15 protein-coding genes are annotated in these 17,348 nt (G+C 68.4%); 12 read left to right on the top strand and 3 right to left on the bottom strand.

Going from position 1 to position 17,348, the window contains the following annotated elements; translation table 11 throughout:
* From NFU04_RS01585 to NFU04_RS01575, 3 genes are all read left to right on the top strand, one after another.
* Entirely contained in the window at nt 1-273 is a 273-nt protein-coding gene (locus NFU04_RS01585; protein ID WP_146801318.1) for an HU family DNA-binding protein, read from the top strand.
* A gap of 151 nt (nt 274-424) precedes the next feature.
* Nucleotides 425-2,242 carry a SurA N-terminal domain-containing protein gene (locus tag NFU04_RS01580; RefSeq protein ID WP_251307787.1) on the top strand — a complete coding sequence of 606 codons (1,818 nt, stop codon included), beginning with the start codon at nt 425-427 and terminating at the stop codon, nt 2,240-2,242.
* 78 nt (nt 2,243-2,320) lie between these two features.
* Entirely contained in the window at nt 2,321-3,352 is a 1,032-nt protein-coding gene (locus NFU04_RS01575; protein WP_251307786.1) for a CobW family GTP-binding protein, read from the top strand.
* A gap of 148 nt (nt 3,353-3,500) precedes the next feature.
* Here NFU04_RS01575 and NFU04_RS01570 read toward each other — a convergent pair whose 3' ends face one another.
* Nucleotides 3,501-4,262: a UDP-2,3-diacylglucosamine diphosphatase gene (locus NFU04_RS01570; protein ID WP_251307785.1), complete on the bottom strand. Its 762-nt coding sequence runs from the start codon at nt 4,260-4,262 to the stop codon at nt 3,501-3,503.
* Nucleotides 4,263-4,340: 78 nt separating this feature from the next.
* Complete coding sequence (locus tag NFU04_RS01565) at nt 4,341-4,838, bottom strand: peptidylprolyl isomerase (protein ID WP_251307784.1); 498 nt, start codon at nt 4,836-4,838, stop codon at nt 4,341-4,343.
* 162 nt (nt 4,839-5,000) lie between these two features.
* On the opposite strand from NFU04_RS01565, the gene NFU04_RS01560 reads away from it, so the two are divergent.
* Complete coding sequence (locus tag NFU04_RS01560) at nt 5,001-6,695, top strand: glutamine--tRNA ligase/YqeY domain fusion protein (RefSeq protein WP_251307783.1); 1,695 nt, start codon at nt 5,001-5,003, stop codon at nt 6,693-6,695.
* A gap of 8 nt (nt 6,696-6,703) precedes the next feature.
* Nucleotides 6,704-8,104, top strand: coding sequence for a cysteine--tRNA ligase (cysS, locus tag NFU04_RS01555; protein WP_251307782.1), 1,401 nt, complete (start codon nt 6,704-6,706; stop codon nt 8,102-8,104).
* An 87-nt stretch (nt 8,105-8,191) separates the two neighbouring features.
* Here the strand turns inward: cysS and NFU04_RS01550 are convergent, their stop codons facing one another.
* Nucleotides 8,192-9,190: a DUF1853 family protein gene (locus NFU04_RS01550; RefSeq protein WP_309296771.1), complete on the bottom strand. Its 999-nt coding sequence runs from the start codon at nt 9,188-9,190 to the stop codon at nt 8,192-8,194.
* Nucleotides 9,191-9,234: 44 nt separating this feature from the next.
* Here NFU04_RS01550 and osmF point away from each other — a divergent pair, with 44 nt between their 5' ends.
* The 7 genes from osmF (at nt 9,235) to NFU04_RS01515 (ending at nt 17,237) form a co-directional block, all read left to right on the top strand.
* A complete protein-coding gene (osmF, locus tag NFU04_RS01545; RefSeq protein WP_251307781.1) occupies nt 9,235-10,137 on the top strand; it encodes a glycine betaine ABC transporter substrate-binding protein OsmF in 903 nt (300 codons plus the stop codon).
* A gap of 11 nt (nt 10,138-10,148) precedes the next feature.
* The gene (locus NFU04_RS01540; protein WP_251307780.1) at nt 10,149-11,312 is read left to right on the top strand and encodes an ABC transporter permease; all 1,164 of its coding nucleotides are present in this window, start codon (nt 10,149-10,151) and stop codon (nt 11,310-11,312) included.
* A 191-nt stretch (nt 11,313-11,503) separates the two neighbouring features.
* Nucleotides 11,504-12,457, top strand: coding sequence for an ABC transporter ATP-binding protein (locus NFU04_RS01535; protein WP_251307779.1), 954 nt, complete (start codon nt 11,504-11,506; stop codon nt 12,455-12,457).
* Nucleotides 12,454-13,197, top strand: a complete 744-nt coding sequence (locus NFU04_RS01530; protein WP_251307778.1) for an ABC transporter permease — start codon at nt 12,454-12,456, stop codon at nt 13,195-13,197. The genes NFU04_RS01535 and NFU04_RS01530 overlap by 4 nt, the downstream gene beginning before the upstream one ends.
* 197 nt (nt 13,198-13,394) lie before the next feature.
* Nucleotides 13,395-14,585, top strand: a complete 1,191-nt coding sequence (locus tag NFU04_RS01525) for a thiamine pyrophosphate-dependent dehydrogenase E1 component subunit alpha (RefSeq protein WP_251307777.1) — start codon at nt 13,395-13,397, stop codon at nt 14,583-14,585.
* A gap of 1 nt (nt 14,586) precedes the next feature.
* Entirely contained in the window at nt 14,587-15,564 is a 978-nt protein-coding gene (locus tag NFU04_RS01520) for an alpha-ketoacid dehydrogenase subunit beta (RefSeq protein WP_251307776.1), read from the top strand.
* Nucleotides 15,565-15,587: 23 nt separating this feature from the next.
* Entirely contained in the window at nt 15,588-17,237 is a 1,650-nt protein-coding gene (locus tag NFU04_RS01515; RefSeq protein WP_251307775.1) for a dihydrolipoyllysine-residue acetyltransferase, read from the top strand.
* The last annotated feature ends 111 nt before the right edge of the window (nt 17,238-17,348 follow it).

Here is a 17,348-nt window from a genome sequence, read left to right as displayed (position 1 = left end):
GTGAACAAGTCCGAGCTGATCGAAGCCATTGCCGCATCTGCCGATATTCCCAAGGCTGCGGCCACCCGCGCACTGGATGCTATGGTTGAGGCCGTTACCGACAGCCTGAAGAAGGGGGATTCCGTCTCCCTCGTCGGTTTTGGTACCTTCGCCGTCAAGGAGCGTGCCGCGCGCACCGGTCGTAACCCGCAGACCGGTCAGCCCATCGAGATCAGCGCCGCCAAGGTGCCCAGCTTCAAGGCCGGCAAGGCGCTCAAGGATTCGGTCAACTAAGGGCAGACACGCCTGCGGTCGACTCCGTACTAGGCGCATCGTCTCGGCGATGCGCCTTTTTGTTGTCCGTTGATGCCGCCTGGGCCGCGGGGCCCGGGGGCGGCTATCAACGTCTGCGCACCTTCTTGCCATACTCTTTGCCGAGGGCATCATGCTGCAAAGTATTCGCGATCGCTCCAAGAGCTGGGGCGCCAAGATCATCATCGGCGCCATCGTCCTGACCATGGCGCTGTTCGGGGCCGACGCCCTGATCGGGCTCTTTACCGGTGGCGCCAATGACGTCGCCAAGGTCAATGGGGAGCCGATTACCCGCCAGGAGGTGGAGCTCCAGGTGCAGCGTGCCCTGCGTAGCGGTCAGGTACCGCCGGAGCAGGAACGCGCCCTGCGTGGTCAGGTACTCGATGAGCTGATTACCCTGCGCCTGCTGGATCAGTACGCCGGCGACGGTGGCCTGCATCTCTCCGAGGAGCAGCTCGATCGCATCCTCCTGACCCTGCCGCAGTTCCACGATCAGGAGGGGCGCTTCGATCGGGAGATCTTCCGTAACCGCCTGGCCAGTGCTGGCTATACGCCGCTCGGCTTCCGCGAGCAGCTGCGCAGCGACCTGCGCCGCGAGCAACTGCAGAATGGGCTGATTCTCAGCGACTTCACCCTGGAGCGCGAGCGCGAGCGCCTGGCGGCCCTGCAGCGTCAGGTGCGCAGCTTCCGTTATCACCGGCTGACCGCCGACGACCTGGAGGCGCCGGTCACGGTGAGCGAGGCGGATATCGCCGCCTACTACGAGGCCAATGCCGAGCGTTACCAGCGCCCGGAGCAGGTACGCCTGGCCTATGTGCTGCTCGATCGTCAGCGCCTGGCCGATGAGCGGGAGGTCAGCGAGGAGCAGCTGGAGGCGGCCTATGCCGAACGGGCGCGGGAGGCCGAGCGCCGGGTCTCGCATATCATGGTGACCTTCGGCGATGAGCGTGGCCGTGACGAGGCCGAGGCGCGCCTCGAGGAAGTGCGTGAACGCCTCGCCGAGGGCGATGATTTCGCCACCCTGGCCGCCCGCTACTCCGACGATACCAGCTCCGCGGAGCAGGGCGGTGACCTCGGCTTTATCAGTCGCGGTTTCTTCGGCGAGGCCTTCGAGGATGCCGCCTTCGCCCTGGCGCCGGGGCAGGTCTCCGAGATCGTCGAGACCGACAATGGCCTGCATCTGGTCGCCGTTACCGAGCTCGATCTGCCGCCGCTGGAGGCGATGCGCGACGAGCTGCGCGAGGAGGTGGCCCTGGCCGCGGTGAGTGATGATTTCAATCGCTTGAACCAGCGCCTGATCGACGAGAGCTTCGCCGCCGATGATCTGGCCAGCGTGGCGGATGACCTGGGGTTGGCGCGGCAGGAGAGCGACTGGCTGACCCGCGATCATGATCGCGGCGTGCTCGGCGAGCCGGGGGTGATGAGCGAGGCCTTCAGCGAGGAGGTGCTCACCGAGGGCTTCAACAGCGAGGTGATCGAGCTGGACGAGGATCGCCGCCTGGTGGTGCGGGTGGCCGAGCATCGTCCGGCCGCGACGCCGCCCCTGGAAGAGGTCCGCGACCGGGTGGTCGCCGAGCTGACCGCCGAGCGCCAGCAGGAGGCCCTGGTCGCGCTCGCCGAGACGCGCCTGACGGCCCTGCGCCGCGGCGATACCCTCGACTGGGCGTGGACCCGCGTCGACCAGGCGAGTCGCAATGGGGGCGAAGCGATCCCCTCGGCGGTGCTCGCCGAGGCCTTCCGCCTGCCGCGTCCCGACGAGGCGCCGAGTTATGGCATCGCCAGTAGCGAGCAGGGCGTTGCCGTGGTGGCCCTGGAGGCGGTGAGCGAGGGCGAGGCCAATGCCGAACTGGAGGCGCTGGTCGGACGCATGGCGGAGCGGCTGCGGGCGCAGTCGGCCCTGACCGGCCTGCTGGAACACCTGCGTGACGAGGCCGAGATCGAGCGCCTCTAGCAGCGAGACAACGCACGGCCGAGGGCCGTGCGTTTTTTTCGGCGTATAATGTTATTAAGTAACAATAGTGGAGGCGCTATGCGGATCGTCACGCCGACTCCGGTGCACGTGGTCACCGGTTTCCTGGGCAGCGGCAAGAGCACCCTGATCCATGAGCTGCTCAGGCTCAAGCCCGCCGGCGAGCGCTGGGCGGTGGTGGTCAACGAATTCGGGCAGGTGGGGATCGATCAGGCGATGTTCGAGGCCGGCGACGAGATCATCGTCAAGGGGGTGCCCGGGGGCTGTCTCTGCTGCCAGCTCTCCTTCGTGCTGCAGGCCTCCCTGGTCAATCTGCTGCATCGCCAGCGCCCCGATCGCCTGCTGATCGAGCCGTCCGGGCTCGGTCATCCCGCCGGCCTGCTGGATCTGCTGCGGGGCGAGGCCTTCGACGGGGTGCTGGAGGTGAAGGAGGTAATCGCGGTGCTCGATCCGCGTCGCCTGGACGAGCCTCGGGTGCAGGCCAATGCGACCTTCCATGATCAGTTGGCCCTGGCCGATGGCGTGGCCCTGACCCAGGTGGATCAGGCCAGCGAGGCGCAGCGCCTCGAGGCCCGGCGCCATCTGGAGGGGCTCTGGCCGCCCAAGCGCTGGATCTGTGAGGCGCCTTTCGGTCGCCTGCCGGCCTCGCTGCTCTTCGATAGTCCCCAGCGGGATGCGGGGCATGACGAGCGGCCGGCGGCCCACCAGGCGTTGCGTCCGCCCGCCGAGCCCCGGGAGGCACCCCAGGAGGAGACGCCGCCCGAGCCGGGACGAGCGATCTTCCGGCGCGGAGAGTCCCTGGGGCATGTGAGCCTGGGGTGGCGCTGGCACCCGGCGGAGGTCTTCGACCTGGATCGACTGAGTCACCGGCTCGGCGAGCTGGCCGGCGACCTGCGGATCAAGGCGGTGATTCATGCCGAGACCGGCTGGTGGCTGTATAACCGTGCCGAGGGGCGGGTCGGCCTGACCGAGAGCGCCTGGCGAAGGGATTCGCGCCTGGAGCTAATCGGCGAGAGCGGTCGCCTGCCCGAGGTGAAGGAGATCGAGGGCTTGCTGGAGGCGTGTCGGCTAACGGCCGTGCCGGGAGCTTAGGTGCCCTGGCGTCGACTCTCTTGTTCGGCCGCCTGGAGTTGATCGGCGAATCGGGTCGCCTGCCCGAGACGCAGGAGATCGAGGGTTTGCTGGAGGCGTGCCGGCTAACGGCGGGATAGGCGGCCCGGGGAGCCGGGCCGTGGGGATATCAAGCGCTCAGGGGAAAGTCCCTAAGCTTGGGCGGCTGGCCCGGCTCCAGGCGAATCTCCCAGCCCTTGGTGGGTTGCCAGTCGCCCAGCACCAGGCGTCGGGCGGGCTGGCCATCCAGCTCCATGGGATGCAGCGCCGGGCGATGGGTATGGCCATGGATCAGGGTGGTGACGTCGTGCTCGCGCATCACCCGCACCACCTCGTCCGGGGTCACGTCCATGATGTCCTCGGCCTTGTTGGAGTTGGCCTCGCCGGAGCGATCCCGCAGCTGTTGGGCCAGGGCCAGGCGCTCGGGGATCGGCATGGCGAGGATCTGTGCCTGCCACTGAGGATCCCGGGCCTGGGCACGGAAGGCCATATAGGCCGCGTCCCGGGTGCACAGGCTGTCGCCATGCATCAGCAGGAGACGCTGGCCGTCGATCTCCACCACGCTGGGGTCGGGCAGCAGGGTGGCGCCGCAGGCGGCGGCATAGTCGTCGCCGAGCAGGAAGTCGCGGTTGCCGTGCATCAGATAGATGGCGGTGCCGCTCTCGGCCAGGCTGGCGAGGGCGCGAGCGACCTCGGCGGCGAGGGCGGCGTGACCGCTGGGGTCGGCCTCACCGAGGGCCAGCAGGTCGTCGCCGATCCAGGCCTCGAAGAAGTCGCCGAGGATATACAGCGCCTCGGCGCCCCGGGCGCGCTCCAGGTAGGCGAGGAAGCCCGTGGTGATTTCGGGGGCCTGGGGGTGAAGGTGCAGATCGGAAATCAGCAGGGTGCTCATGGCTAATCTCGGGTCGAAAGGGCAAGAGGCTAGAGCAAAACGCCCGCTCTGGGGCGGGCGTCAGGGAGCGAGGCGGAATCAGGCGTCCTGGAGGTAGGCGCGCTGGATCACCACGTCCTCGGCGGGGACATCGGCGTGCATGCCGCGGCGGGTGGTGTTCACCGCCTTGATGCGCTCCACCACCTCCATGCCGGCCACCACGCGGCCGAAGACGCAGTAGCCCCAGCCCTGCAGGTTCTTGCCGCTGTGGTTCAGGAAGTCGTTGTCGGCGACATTGATAAAGAACTGGGCGGTGGCGGAGTGGGGGTCCTGGGTCCGCGCCATGGCGATGGTGCCGGTGTCATTGGTCAGGCCGTTGTCCGCCTCGTTCTCGATCGGCGCACGGGTCGGCTTCTGGTTGAAGTCGGTATCGAAGCCGCCGCCCTGGATCATGAAGCCGCTGATGACCCGGTGAAAGAGGGTGCCGTCATAGTGGCCGTCGCGCACATACTGTTCGAAATTGGCCGCGGTTGCGGGCGCCTTGTCGTAATCGAGCTCGAGGGTGATGTCGCCGAAATTGGTCTGCAGAATGATCATCGATACGGTCCTATTTCCATAAAGGGGTGCCTTGGCGTGGCGCCACCGCGTCACGCTATAATAGCGCTTTTGCCGCGATGCGCGAAGCGCCGGGGTGGCACATCGCCCCGTCCCTCGCGTAACGTCAGGCCCGCCGTCCAATCGAGAGGTTCTCGCACCCCTATGAGCACAGAGAGTAGCAGCGCGCCGAATTTCATTCGCAACCAGATCCGCGACGAAATCGAGGCCGGTCGCGCCGGCAAGATCGTGACGCGGTTTCCGCCGGAGCCTAACGGCTTCCTGCATATCGGGCACGCCAAGTCGATCTGTCTCAACTTCGGCCTCGCCGAGCAGTTCGGCGGCGACTGCCACCTGCGCTTCGACGACACCAACCCGGCCAAGGAAGAGCAGGCCTATATCGATGCCATCAAGGAGGACGTCAACTGGCTGGGCTTCGAGTGGGCCGGGGCGGTGCGTTTCGCCTCCGACTACTTCGATCAGCTCTATGCCTGGGCGCAGCACCTGATCCGCGAGGGCAAGGCCTATGTGGACGACCTCTCCCCGGAGGAGATCCGCGAGTACCGCGGCACCCTGACCGAGCCGGGCCGACCGAGCCCCTATCGCGAGCGCTCGGTCGCCGAGAACCTGGACCTGCTGGAGCGCATGCGTATCGGCGAGTTCGCCGAGGGCGAGAAGGTACTGCGCGCCAAGATCGACATGGCCTCGCCGAACATCAACCTGCGCGACCCCATCCTCTACCGGATTCGCCACGCCCATCATCACCAGACCGGTGACGCCTGGAAGATCTACCCCTCCTACGACTTCACCCATGGCCAGTCCGACGCCCTCGAGGGCATCACCCACTCCATCTGCACCCTGGAGTTCGAGGACCATCGGCCCCTCTACGAGTGGTTCCTGGACAACCTGCCGGTGCCCGCCAGGCCGCGACAGATCGAGTTCGCGCGGCTCAATCTCAACTACACCCTGACCTCCAAGCGCAAGCTCAAGCTGCTGGTGGACGAGGGCATCGTCGATGGCTGGGACGACCCGCGCCTGCCGACCATCTCCGGCCTGCGCCGCCGCGGCTATACGCCGGCGTCGATCCGCAAGTTCTGCGAGATGATCGGGGTGACCCGCGCCGACGGTGGCCTGGTGGATATCGCCATGCTCTATCATGCCATCCGCGCGGATCTCGAGGACAACGCACCCCGGGCCATGTGCGTGCTCAAGCCGCTGAAGGTGGTGCTGACCAATGTGCCGGAGGATTTCGAGGAGGTCTACCAGGTGCCCGGCCACCCGGCCCGGGACGACCTGGGGGTGCGCCAGATTCCCTTCGCACGGGAGCTCTATATCGACCGCGACGACTTTATGGAGGAGCCGCCCAAGAAGTTCTTCCGCCTGGCGCCGGGCAAGGAGGTGCGGCTGCGCAACTCCTACGTGATCCGCTGCGATGAGGTGATCAAGGACGCGGCCGGCGAGCTCCGTGAGCTGCGCTGCTCGGTGGACTTCGACACCCTGGGCAAGAACCCCGAGGGGCGCAAGGTCAAGGGGGTGATCCACTGGGTCAGCGCCGCCCACGGCGTGCCCATGGAGGTGCGGCTCTACGACAACCTCTTCCAGGTGGAGCAGCCGGACAAGGACAAGGATGCCGACTTCCTCGACCACCTCAATCCCGAGTCGCTGGTGGTCTGTGAGGCGATCGGCGAGCCGAGCCTGGCCAGGGTGACGCCGGAGAGCCGTTTCCAGTTCGAGCGGGTCGGTTACTTCTGTGCCGATCGCCACGCCGTGGCCGAGGGCCGGTTGGTGTTCAACCGTACCGTGGGCCTCAAGGATAGCTGGGCCAAAATCCAGAAGAAAGATGGCCAGAAAAAGGGCTGAGGAACCGGATGCAGATCTACAACACCCTGACGCGCCGCAAGGAAGCTTTCACCCCCATCGAGCCGGGCCGTGTACGCATGTACGTCTGCGGCATGACCGTCTACGACTATTGCCACCTGGGTCACGCCCGGGTCATGGTGGCCTTCGATGTGATTACCCGTTATCTGCGCCATCGCGGCTATGACGTCACCTATGTGCGCAATATCACCGATATCGACGACAAGATCCTGCGCCGCGCCGAGGAGAACGGCGAGAGCATCGGCGCCCTCACCGAGCGCATGATCGCGGCCATGCACGAGGACGAAGCGCGCCTCGGCGTCTTGCGTCCCGATGCCGAACCCCGGGCCACCGCGCATATCGACGATATCCTGGCGATGATCGAGACCCTGATCGGCAAGGGCTATGCCTATGCCGCGGACAACGGCGACGTCTACTACCGGGTTCGCCGGTTCGAGGGCTACGGCAAGCTCAATAACCGCGACCTCGACGAGATGCGCTCCGGTGCCCGGGTCGAGGTGGACGGACACAAGGAGGATCCGCTCGACTTCGTGCTGTGGAAGGCCGCCAAGCCCGGCGAGGCGAGCTGGCCCTCGCCCTGGGGCGAGGGGCGCCCCGGCTGGCATATCGAGTGCTCGGCCATGTCCACCTGCTGCCTGGGCGAGACCTTCGATATCCATGGCGGCGGGCCGGATTTGACCTTCCCCCATCACGAGAACGAGATCGCCCAGTCCGAGGCGGCCACCGGCAAGCCCTACGTCAATACCTGGATGCACGCCGGGGCGGTGCGGGTCAATCAGGAGAAGATGTCCAAGTCCCTGGGCAACTTCTTCACCATCCGCGAGGTGCTGGCGCACCATGACCCGGAGGTGGTGCGCTACCTGCTGGTGGCCAGCCACTACCGCAGCCCCATCAACTACGCCCCGGAGTCGCTCTCCGATGCGCGCAAGTCCCTGGAACGCTTCTACAACGCCCTGGACGGGGTGGAGGCCCTGGAGGGCGAGGTGGATGGTGGTTACCAGGCGCGCTTTGGCGCCGCCATGGATGACGACTTCAATAGTCCCGAGGCGGTCTCGGTGCTCTTCGAATTGGCCCGGGAGCTCAACCGGGCCAAGAAGGAGGCCCCCGCCGAGGCCCCGGCCCTGGCCGTCGAGCTCAAGCGCCTGGGGGGCGTGCTGGGCCTGCTCCAGCAGGAGCCGGCGGCCTTCCTCAAGGGCGGTGCCGGGGACCTCCCGCTCGCCGAGGCGGAGATCGAGGCACGCATCACCGCCCGCGCCGAGGCCAAGAAGGCCAGGGACTTCGCCGCCGCCGATGCTATCCGCGACGAGCTCGCCGCGCTCGGCATCATCCTCAAGGATTCCCGGGAGGGCACCACCTGGGTCCTCGACAAGGCCGGCGAGAACGACGGCTGAGGTAACGGTCGAGGCGACACGCGCCCGCTCCTGCGTCGCAGGGGCGGGCGTTTTTGTTGGGTCGGGGCCATCACCACCGGGCGGGGATCAAGGGGGCAAGGGCGGCAGGGGCAGCTTGCGGGGCCAGTCGTCGCCGACGATAAAGAGGCGCTGCCAGTTCCCCCGATGATAGAGCACCAGGGGCTGGGGCATCACCGCCGGACGGGCAAAATGCGCAGCCAGGGGGTGCTGGATAGCGTCCAGCGGCACTAGCTGGCCGGGGGCGGGCAGGGCCATCCAGTGAGGCTTGTGCAGTCGCGAGGCCAGGGTGTCCGCGGCCAGGGTATCGCGCAGCGCCGGCCAGTCCCGCCAGGGCAGCCAGAGGCCGTGCAGGTGGTCGGCGGTGGCCTCCTCGGGCGGTGGCAGGGCGTGGCGCCACGGATAGAAGAGCACCCCGGGCATGGCCAGGCGCTGTGTCAGCCGCTCGGGCATGGTACCGAGCCGTGCCGTCAGCGCCTCCCGGGCCTCCGGACGCACCAGCATCGGCAACTGATGACGCACCAGGTGTTCGCGCTTGCTGGCCAGGCTATCCACGCAGCCCGGACCCACCCAGCGCGCCTGGTGCGTCTCGCCGCCGGGGCCCTCGGGGAGGCCCAGGTAGAACTTGATCGCCACTTCCAGGTGGATCGGCCTGGGGTCGCCCCGGCGGCGATAGAGCAGATCCAGCTCGCCGAGGGTGCGGCTCTGGCGGTGAATCGCCAGGTTATGGGCCAGCAGTTCGGTGCCCGGCGCCCGGGCCAGCAGAAACTGCCAGAGACGCTCGTGATAGAGGCCCAGGCGCAGGCCGCGAGGGTCGCCAAGGGTCGCCTCCAGGGCGTCGGGGGCGGCCTCCCAACCATCCAACCAGGCGACGAGGCGGCCGGGGCCGCCCAGGCCCAGCTCGTCGAGGCTGGGGCGCCCGGGACAGGTCGCGCCGGGCGCCTCACTGAGGGCAAGCAGGTCCGGGGCCAGGCAGAGCCAGGCCAGGTCGCGTACCAGGGGGTGATGGTAGCGGCCGGCCAGGGTCATGGCGTCCCGTTGATCCAGGGTCTGACAGGGTTTCATCATTTCCTTATACTGGAACCACACTTGCCCTGCACGGAAATCGCGTCATGAACAAGCCGCTGATCGCAATCGCCGCCTTCGCCACCCTCCTCGGGACCAGCGCCGCCCAGGCCCAGGTCGTCGTCTCCTCGAAGATCGATACCGAGGGCTCGGTACTCGGCGAGATGATCGCCCAGACCCTGGAGAACGGCGGGGTCGAAGTGCAGCGTCGTTTGCAACTGGGCGGCACCAGCATCGTGCGCGAGGCGATCCGCGCCGGCGAGATCGATATCTACCCGGAGTACACCGGCAATGGCGCCTTCTTCTTCGATATGGCTGACAGCCCGGTGTGGAAGGATGCCGAGGCGGCCTTCGAGACGGTGCGCGAGCGCGACCGGGAGGCCAACGACCTGGTGTGGCTCGCCCCGGCCTCGGCCAACAACACCTGGGCGATCAGCGTGCGCGGCGACCTGGCCCGGGAGGCGGGGCTGACCAGTCTCGAGGACCTGGCGGATTACCTGGCCGAGGGGGGCGACTTCATCTTCGCCGGCAGCGCCGAGTTCGTGGAGTCGGAGGCGGCCCTGCCGGCCTTCCAGGACGCCTACGGCTTCAGCCTCGATTCCGACCAGCTGGTGGTGCTCTCCGGCGGCAATACCGCCGCCACCATGCGCGCCGCCGCGCTCGGCACCAATGGCGTCAATGCCGCCATGACCTATGGCACCGATGGCGGCCTCCAGGCCCTGGACCTGGTGGTGCTGGAGGATACCCTGGGGGTACAGCCGGTCTATCAGCCGGCACCGGTGGTGCGTGCCGAGGTGCTGGACGCCTATCCGGAGATCGAGACCCTGCTGGGACCGGTCTTCGAGGCCCTGGATCTGGAGACCCTGCAGCGCCTCAATGGCGAGGTGGCGGTCAATGGCGCCGATCCGGCCGCCGTGGCCGGTGACTTCCTGGATGGCCTCGCCGACTAAGCGACGTGGCGGTGCCCCCCTTATCCCGTGAGAGCAACCGGGGCCTGCTGCTTCTCGGCCTGGCCCTGTCGGCCGCGCTGCTGGGCCTCGACCTGGCCAGCGTGGCCCCCAACCGTATCCTGCCCGGGGAGGGCGTCAGCCTATGGGCCTGGCTGGGCCCCTGGTCGGCGTCGGCCTGGGCCTTGCCGTTGCTGTTGATGGCGCTCGCCTGGCGCGGGTCGGTGCGGGCCCTGATCCTGGCTCGGGGCCTGGTGGTGGGGGGCCTGGCGTTGCTGCCCTGGGTCCTGGCCGCCTTCGCGGCGAGTCGCGTGCCGGACGCCTTGCCCCAGGCCCGGGTGACCCTGGGCGCCGGCTTCTGGGTCCTGCTTTTTTTGCTGCTGATGTGCTGGGTGGAACTCCATGCCTGCCTGAGGCGCGGCATCTGGCTGGTCCTGTTGCCGCTGCTCTCGCTGGCGCTGGCCTTGAGCCAGGGCCAACTGGAGAGCCTGGCGCTGATCCGCGAGTATGCCAGCCGCAGCGACGCCTTCCATGCGGCCCTGCGCTATCACCTGCTGCTGGTGTCGGCGGCGGTGGGCCTGAGCCTCTTGCTGGCCTTCGCCCTGGCCCTGGCCATGCGCCGCTTCCCGAGCCTGCGGCGCGGCGGCTTCGCCCTGCTCAGCCTGATCCAGACCATTCCCAGCCTGGCGTTGTTCGGGCTGCTGCTGGCGCCGCTGGCCTGGCTCGCCGCCCGCTATGCCTGGCTCGGCGAGCTGGGCGTGCAGGGCATCGGCTGGGCGCCGGCGCTGATCGCCCTGGTGGGCTACAGCCTGCTGCCCATGACCCGCAACAGCGTGGTGGCCCTCGATGGGGTGGACCCGCGTGTCGTCGAGGCGGCTCGCGGCATGGGCATGAGCCCGGCCCAGGTCTTCTGGCGGGTGCGCCTGCCACTAGCCGCCCCGGTGATCCTCGAGGGCATCCGTATCACCACCGTCCAGGCGGTGGGGCTGGCCGCCGTGGCCGCGCTGATCGGCGCCGGCGGCCTGGGTACCTTTATCTTCCAGGGGCTGGGCCAGGCCGCCATGGACCTGGTGCTGCTGGGGGCCTTGCCGATCCTGGTCCTGGCGGTGGCCGCCGATAGCCTGCTTAGCGCCCTGGCACGACTCACCCGTCGTCAACCCAGCCGGGAGGCCCGATGAGCGACACCCTGCCTAGCGCCCTGGCACCTTACACCCGTCTCCAGCTCCGCCGGGAGGCCCGATGACCAACATCCTGCCTAGCGCCCTGGCACCTTACACCCGTCTCCAGCTCCGCCGGGAGGCCCGATGACCAGCATCCTGCTTAGCGCCCTGGCGCCTGATACCCGCCTTCCGCGTAGCCGGGAGGCCCGATGAGCGAGACGCCGCGTATCGCCCTCAAGGGGGTCACCAAACGCTTCGGCGCCGAGGTCGCCGTGGACGGTATTTCCCTGGATATCGCCGGGGGGGAGTTCTGCGTGCTGGTGGGGACCTCCGGCTGCGGCAAGTCCACCACCTTGCGCATGATCAACCGGCTGATCGAGCACAGCGCTGGCGAGATCCATATCGACGGCCAACCGATCCGCGAGATCGACCCGCAGCGGCTGCGCCGACGCATCGGCTACGCCATCCAGAGCACTGGGCTCTTTCCCCACTGGACGGTGGCACGCAATATCGCCCTGGTGCCGGGGCTGCTGAAGTGGTCCCGGGCGCGCACCCGGGAACGGGTCGAGGAGTTGATGGACCTGCTGGGGCTGGCGCCGGAGGAATTCGCCGACAAGTACCCGGCCCAGCTCTCCGGCGGCCAGGCCCAGCGAGTCGGGGTGGCCCGGGCCCTGGCCGCCGACCCGGAGATCCTGTTGATGGACGAGCCCTTCGGGGCCCTGGACCCGATCACCCGGGAGAGCCTCCAGGAGGAGCTGCGGCGCCTGCAGGGGCGCATTCGCAAGACCATCGTCTTCGTCACCCACGACATGGACGAGGCCCTGAAGCTGGCCGATCGCCTGGTGGTGATGCGCGCCGGGCGCATCGTCCAGCAGGGCAGCCCGGCCGAGCTGCTGGCGGCACCGGCGGATGACTTCGTGGCCTCCTTGCTGGGTGGCCGCGACCGAGGCCTCAAACGCGCCGCCCTGACCCCGGTGGCACGGCTGATGCGTCCCGTCGACGCCGGCCTGCCGGTGGAGCCCGCCGTCGCCCCCGACGAGGACCTGCGCCTGGCCCTGTCGGTGATGCTCTGGCATCGGGTCGAGCGGCTGGCGGTGGTGGATGGCGAGGGTCGAGCCTGTGGCAGCCTGCATCTCAGCGACCTGATGGGGGGCGGCCTATGAGGGCCGTGGCAACCTGGCATCGCTTCGGTCGCGGCCTGGTCCCCCTGCTATGGGGGGCGGGGCTGGTGGGCCTGCTGACCTGGCTGCCCCGGGCCGAGGCCGGGTTTCGTTGGCTGGCCCCGGAGGCCCGGGAGGTGATCTATCCCCGGGACGACTTCACCGCCCTGCTGCTCAATCATCTGGCCCTGGTGGGGGTGGCCTCGGGGCTGGCGATCCTGCTCGGGGTGGGGGCGGCCCTGGCGGTGACGCGCCCCTGGGGACGCGACTTCCTGCCCCTGGCCAGCCAGCTCGCCGCCATGGGCCAGACCTTCCCGCCGGTGGCGGTGCTGGCCCTGGCGGTGCCGAGCCTGGGCTTCGGCGCCCTGCCCACGGTGGTGGCCCTGGTGCTCTACGGGTTGCTGCCCATCCTGCGCAACGGCCTGGCCGGTATCGAGGGGATCGACCCCGGGGTGCGCGAGGCGGCCCGCGGCATGGGCATGTCCCCGGGCCAGATCCTCTGGCGCCTGGAGCTGCCTTTGGCGGCGCCGGTGATGCTGGCCGGCATCCGCACCTCGGTGACGGTGGGCATCGCCACCGCCGCCATCGGCTCCACCATCGGCGCCAAGACCCTGGGCGATCCCATCATCGCCGGCATCGTCAACGGCAACAGCGCCTATATCCTCCAGGGGGCGCTGCTGATCGGCGTCCTGGCCCTGACCCTCGATAGCCTCTTCGAGGCGGTCACCCCGCGTCGCCGCTGAATCTACTGACATTTGGTCGATATCCCGGAAAATTTCCTTGGCAGGGGCGGCTTTGGCTGGTTATCTTAACGTTAACGTCAACTGCGGCGTCGTTGATCCAGCGCTGGAGCGAATCGCTGGCGGCTGACTAGAGTAAAGATGACACTTGCCCTCACAAGGGGCGTGAGATTCCTCACCACTACCCAAGGAAGAGGATCATGACCACAACACCGGCTTCCCAGGTCATCCATGAGCCGCGTTTCATGGATGGCGATGAGTTTCATATCGCCACCTTCGCGCTGCTCCAGCAGGACGGCACCCTCTTCGAGGGGGCTCGGGCCCCGGAGCTCGACCGCGAGACCGCCCGCCGCATCTACCACACCATGGTGCTGATCCGGGTGCTCGACGAACGCATGCTGGCGGCCCAGCGCCAGGGGCGACTCTCCTTCTATATGCAGTGCACCGGGGAGGAGGCGGCGGTGATCGGCAGCGCCGCGGCCCTCGACGACGACGACATGATCATGGCCCAGTACCGGGAGCAGGGCGCCCTGGCCTACCGCGGCTTCGGTATCGACGAGTTCATGAACCAGCTGTTCGGCAACGCCGAGGATTACGGCAAGGGGCGCCAGATGCCGATCCACTACGGCAGCGCCAAGCTCCACTACATGACCATCTCCTCGCCCCTGGCCACCCAGATTCCCCAGGCCGCCGGCTACGCCTATGGCCAGAAGCTCGACGGCCAGGGCCGCTGCACCATCACCTACTTCGGCGAGGGCGCCGCCTCCGAGGGGGATTTCCATGCCGCCCTCAACATGGCCGCGGTGCACCGGGCGCCGGTGATCTTCTTCTGTCGCAACAACGGCTACGCCATCTCCACCCCCTCGGTGGAGCAGTTCGCCGCCGACGGGGTGGCGCCTCGGGCCTTCGGCTACAAGATGCACGTGATCCGCGTCGACGGTAACGACGTGCTGGCGGTCTACGCCGCCACCCGGGAGGCGCGGCGCATCGCCGTGGAGCACAACCAGCCGGTGCTGATCGAGGCCATGACCTATCGCCTGGCGGCCCACTCTTCCTCGGATGATCCCTCCGGCTATCGCAGCAAGAAGGAGGAGGCGCTATGGCGAGAGAAGGACCCGGTCAATCGCATGCGCCTGTGGATGCTGGCCCAGCAGTGGTGGAGCGATGACGAGGAGAAGGCCCTCCAGGAGCAGCTGCGTCGCGAGGTGCTGGAGACCATGAAACGCGCCGAGAAGCGCCCGCCGCCGCCCCTGGCGAGCCTGGTGGAGGACGTCTATGCCGAGGTGCCGGCGCGTCTCCAGGAGCAACTCGACGCCCTGGAGGCCCATGTGCGCCGCCATCCGGAGGCCTACCCCAAGAGTGCCCCGGGCCTCGATCAGGGAGGTGCCTGAGATGCCGACCATGAACCTCTTGCAGGCGATCAATAACGCTTTGGATATCGCCATGGAGAGCGACCCGCGGGTGCTCTGCTTCGGCGAGGACGTGGGCGGCTTCGGCGGCGTCTTCCGCGCCACCAGCCACCTCCAGGAGAAGTATGGCCGCGAGCGCTGCTTCAATACCCCCCTGGTGGAGCAGGGCATCATCGGCTTCGCCAACGGCCTGGCGGCCCAGGGCCACAAGCCGGTGGCGGAGATCCAGTTCGCCGACTACATCTTCCCGGCCTTCGACCAGATCGTTAACGAGTCCGCCAAGTTCCGCTACCGCTCCGGCAGCCTCTTCGAGGTGGGCGGCCTGACCATACGCGCCCCCTACGGCGGCGGTATCTCCGGGGGGCTCTACCACTCCCAGTCGCCGGAGGCCTATTTCGCCCATACCCCGGGCCTGAAGATCGTCGTGCCGCGCAACCCCCATCAGGCCAAGGGCCTTCTGCTGGCGGCGATCCGCGACCCCGACCCGGTGCTGTTCTTCGAGCCCAAGCGGCTCTACCGCGCCTCCACCGGCGAGGTGCCCGAGGCGGACTACCAGCTGCCCCTGGGCGAGGCCGAGGTGATCAAGGAGGGCGGCGACGTGACGCTGCTGGCCTGGGGCGCCCAGGTGGAGGTGACCGAGAAGGCCGCCGAGCTGGCCGAGAAGGAGGGCATCTCCTGCGAGGTGATCGATCTGCGCAGCATCCTGCCCTGGGACGTGGAGACCGTGGCCCAGTCGGTGCTCAAGACCGGGCGCCTGGTGATCAGCCACGAGGCGCCGCTGACCGGCGGCTTCGCCGGCGAGATCGCCGCCACCATCGCCGAGCGCTGCTTCCTCTACCTGGAGTCGCCGATTCAGCGGGTGACCGGCCTGGATACCCCCTTCCCCCTGACCCTGGAGAAGGAGTACCTGCCCAATCACCTGAAGATCGTCGAGGCCATCAAGGCCAGCATCGACTTCTAGGCCGATATCCGAGGAGAGCGACAATGAGCGATTTTATGCTGCCCGATATCGGCGAAGGTATCGTGGAGTGCGAAGTGGTCAAGTGGCTGGTCAGCGAGGGGGAGACCATCAGCGAGGATCAGCCGGTGGCCGAGGTGATGACCGACAAGGCCCTGGTGGAGATTCCCGCCCCCTACGCGGGAAAGGTGACCCGCCTCTATTACCAGGAGGGGGAGATCGCCAGGGTGCATGCGCCGCTGTTCGCCCTGGTTGCCGAAGACGAGGCCGAGGCGGAGAGCGAGACTCGGCGCGAGGCGGCAGCGACGCCGCCCGATAAGGCCCCGGCCGGCGAGTCCGGTGAGGCGACCCCCGAGCCCTCCGCCGATGCCGGCGAGGCGAGCGCCGCCGGCAAGGACTTTATCCTGCCGGATATCGGCGAGGGCATCGTCGAGTGCGAGATCGTCGAGTGGCGCATCGCCGAGGGCGAGACGGTCGCCGAGGATCAGCCGGTGGTGGACGTGATGACCGACAAGGCGATGGTCGAGATCACCGCCCCGGAGGCGGGGCGGGTGACCCGGCTCCACTACGCCCAGGGCGAGAGCGCCCGGGTGCATACGCCGCTGTTCGCCTATCTGCCGGAGGGTGGCGAGGCCGCGACGGCGTCTCCCCGGCCGGCCCAAGGCGCCGCCCGGCACCAGGCCGCGGCTCCTGCCCGGGGAGACGCCCCGGCGCAGCCGACGCCCGCCAGGGAGACCGGAGGCCAGGGGCCCTATGGGCGGATCCCCGCCAGCCCCGCGGTGCGTCGCCTGGTACGCGAGCACGGCCTGACCCTGGCGGCGATTCCCGGCACCGGCAAGGACGGGCGGGTGCTCAAGGAGGATGTGCAGCGCTATCTTGAGGCGCCCCAGGGCGGCGACCAGGCCGAGCCGGCCGCTGCGTCGCCATCGCGTCCCACGCCTGCCTCGGCCCAGGCCGGTGGAGCGCCTCGGGACGAAGTCCGGGTGGAGCCGCTGCGCGGGATCCAGGCGGCCATGGCCAAGCGCATGGTCGCCTCCGCCCAGTCGATCCCCCATTTCGCCTATGGCGACGAGTTCGATGTCACCGAGCTGGTGAGCCTGCGCGAGCGCCTCAAGGTCAAGGCCGAGGCCCGCGGGGTGCGCCTGACCCTGATGCCCTTCTTTATGAAGGCGCTGGCCCTGGCCGCGCTCGAGTACCCGATCCTCAACAGCCGGCTGGACGAGGCGGCGGGGGAGATTCACTACCTGCCCCGGGTCAATGTGGGCATGGCGGTGGATGGCAAGGCGGGCCTGATCGTGCCCAACGTCAAGGGGGTGGAGCGGCTTGGCCTGCTGGAGATCGCCGCCGAGGTGGGCCGCCTGACCGAGGCGGCCCGGGAGGGGCGCGTCGCGCCATCCGACCTCACCGGCGGCACCGTGACCATCTCCAATATCGGCGCCCTGGGGGGCACCTATGCGGTGCCGATCATCAATGCCCCGGAGGCGGCCATCGTCGCCATCGGCAAGACCCAGTGGCTGCCGCGCTTCGATGCCGACGGCCAGGTGGTGCGCCGGGCGATCATGACCGCCACCTGGTGCGGCGATCACCGGCTGATCGATGGCGGCACCATCGCCCGCTTCGCCAATGCCTGGAAGGGCTATCTGGAGGATCCCGAGAGCCTGCTGTTGGCGTTGTAGGTCGGATAAACGAGCCGCAGGCGAGAGCATCCGACGGATGTCGTCGGATGCGCCTGCGGCTTATCCGACCTACGCAGCTGCCCTAAGCGCCCTCGGGCTATCCTCACCCAG

Source organism: Halomonas sp. NCCP-2165, from assembly GCF_023708045.1.
GTDB lineage: Bacteria > Pseudomonadota > Gammaproteobacteria > Pseudomonadales > Halomonadaceae > Bisbaumannia > Bisbaumannia pacifica.
Note: the sequence above shows the minus strand (reverse complement) of the source record. Positions and strands in the feature narration are given on the sequence as shown.

Bases quoted from the DNA above. Each gene is read 5' to 3' on its own strand.
- NFU04_RS01565 (WP_251307784.1), bottom strand. From the start codon at position 4,838: ATGATCATTCTGCAGACCAATTTCGGCGACATCACCCTCGAGCTCGAT.
- cysS (WP_251307782.1), top strand. From the start codon at position 6,704: ATGCAGATCTACAACACCCTGACGCGCCGCAAGGAAGCTTTCACCCCC.
- NFU04_RS01535 (WP_251307779.1), top strand. From the start codon at position 11,504: ATGAGCGAGACGCCGCGTATCGCCCTCAAGGGGGTCACCAAACGCTTC.
- NFU04_RS01550 (WP_309296771.1), bottom strand. From the start codon at position 9,190: ATGATGAAACCCTGTCAGACCCTGGATCAACGGGACGCCATGACCCTG.
- NFU04_RS01560 (WP_251307783.1), top strand. From the start codon at position 5,001: ATGAGCACAGAGAGTAGCAGCGCGCCGAATTTCATTCGCAACCAGATC.
- osmF (WP_251307781.1), top strand. From the start codon at position 9,235: ATGAACAAGCCGCTGATCGCAATCGCCGCCTTCGCCACCCTCCTCGGG.
- NFU04_RS01580 (WP_251307787.1), top strand. From the start codon at position 425: ATGCTGCAAAGTATTCGCGATCGCTCCAAGAGCTGGGGCGCCAAGATC.
- NFU04_RS01570 (WP_251307785.1), bottom strand. From the start codon at position 4,262: ATGAGCACCCTGCTGATTTCCGATCTGCACCTTCACCCCCAGGCCCCC.
- NFU04_RS01530 (WP_251307778.1), top strand. From the start codon at position 12,454: ATGAGGGCCGTGGCAACCTGGCATCGCTTCGGTCGCGGCCTGGTCCCC.
- NFU04_RS01515 (WP_251307775.1), top strand. From the start codon at position 15,588: ATGAGCGATTTTATGCTGCCCGATATCGGCGAAGGTATCGTGGAGTGC.
- NFU04_RS01525 (WP_251307777.1), top strand. From the start codon at position 13,395: ATGACCACAACACCGGCTTCCCAGGTCATCCATGAGCCGCGTTTCATG.
- NFU04_RS01520 (WP_251307776.1), top strand. From the start codon at position 14,587: ATGCCGACCATGAACCTCTTGCAGGCGATCAATAACGCTTTGGATATC.
- NFU04_RS01575 (WP_251307786.1), top strand. From the start codon at position 2,321: ATGCGGATCGTCACGCCGACTCCGGTGCACGTGGTCACCGGTTTCCTG.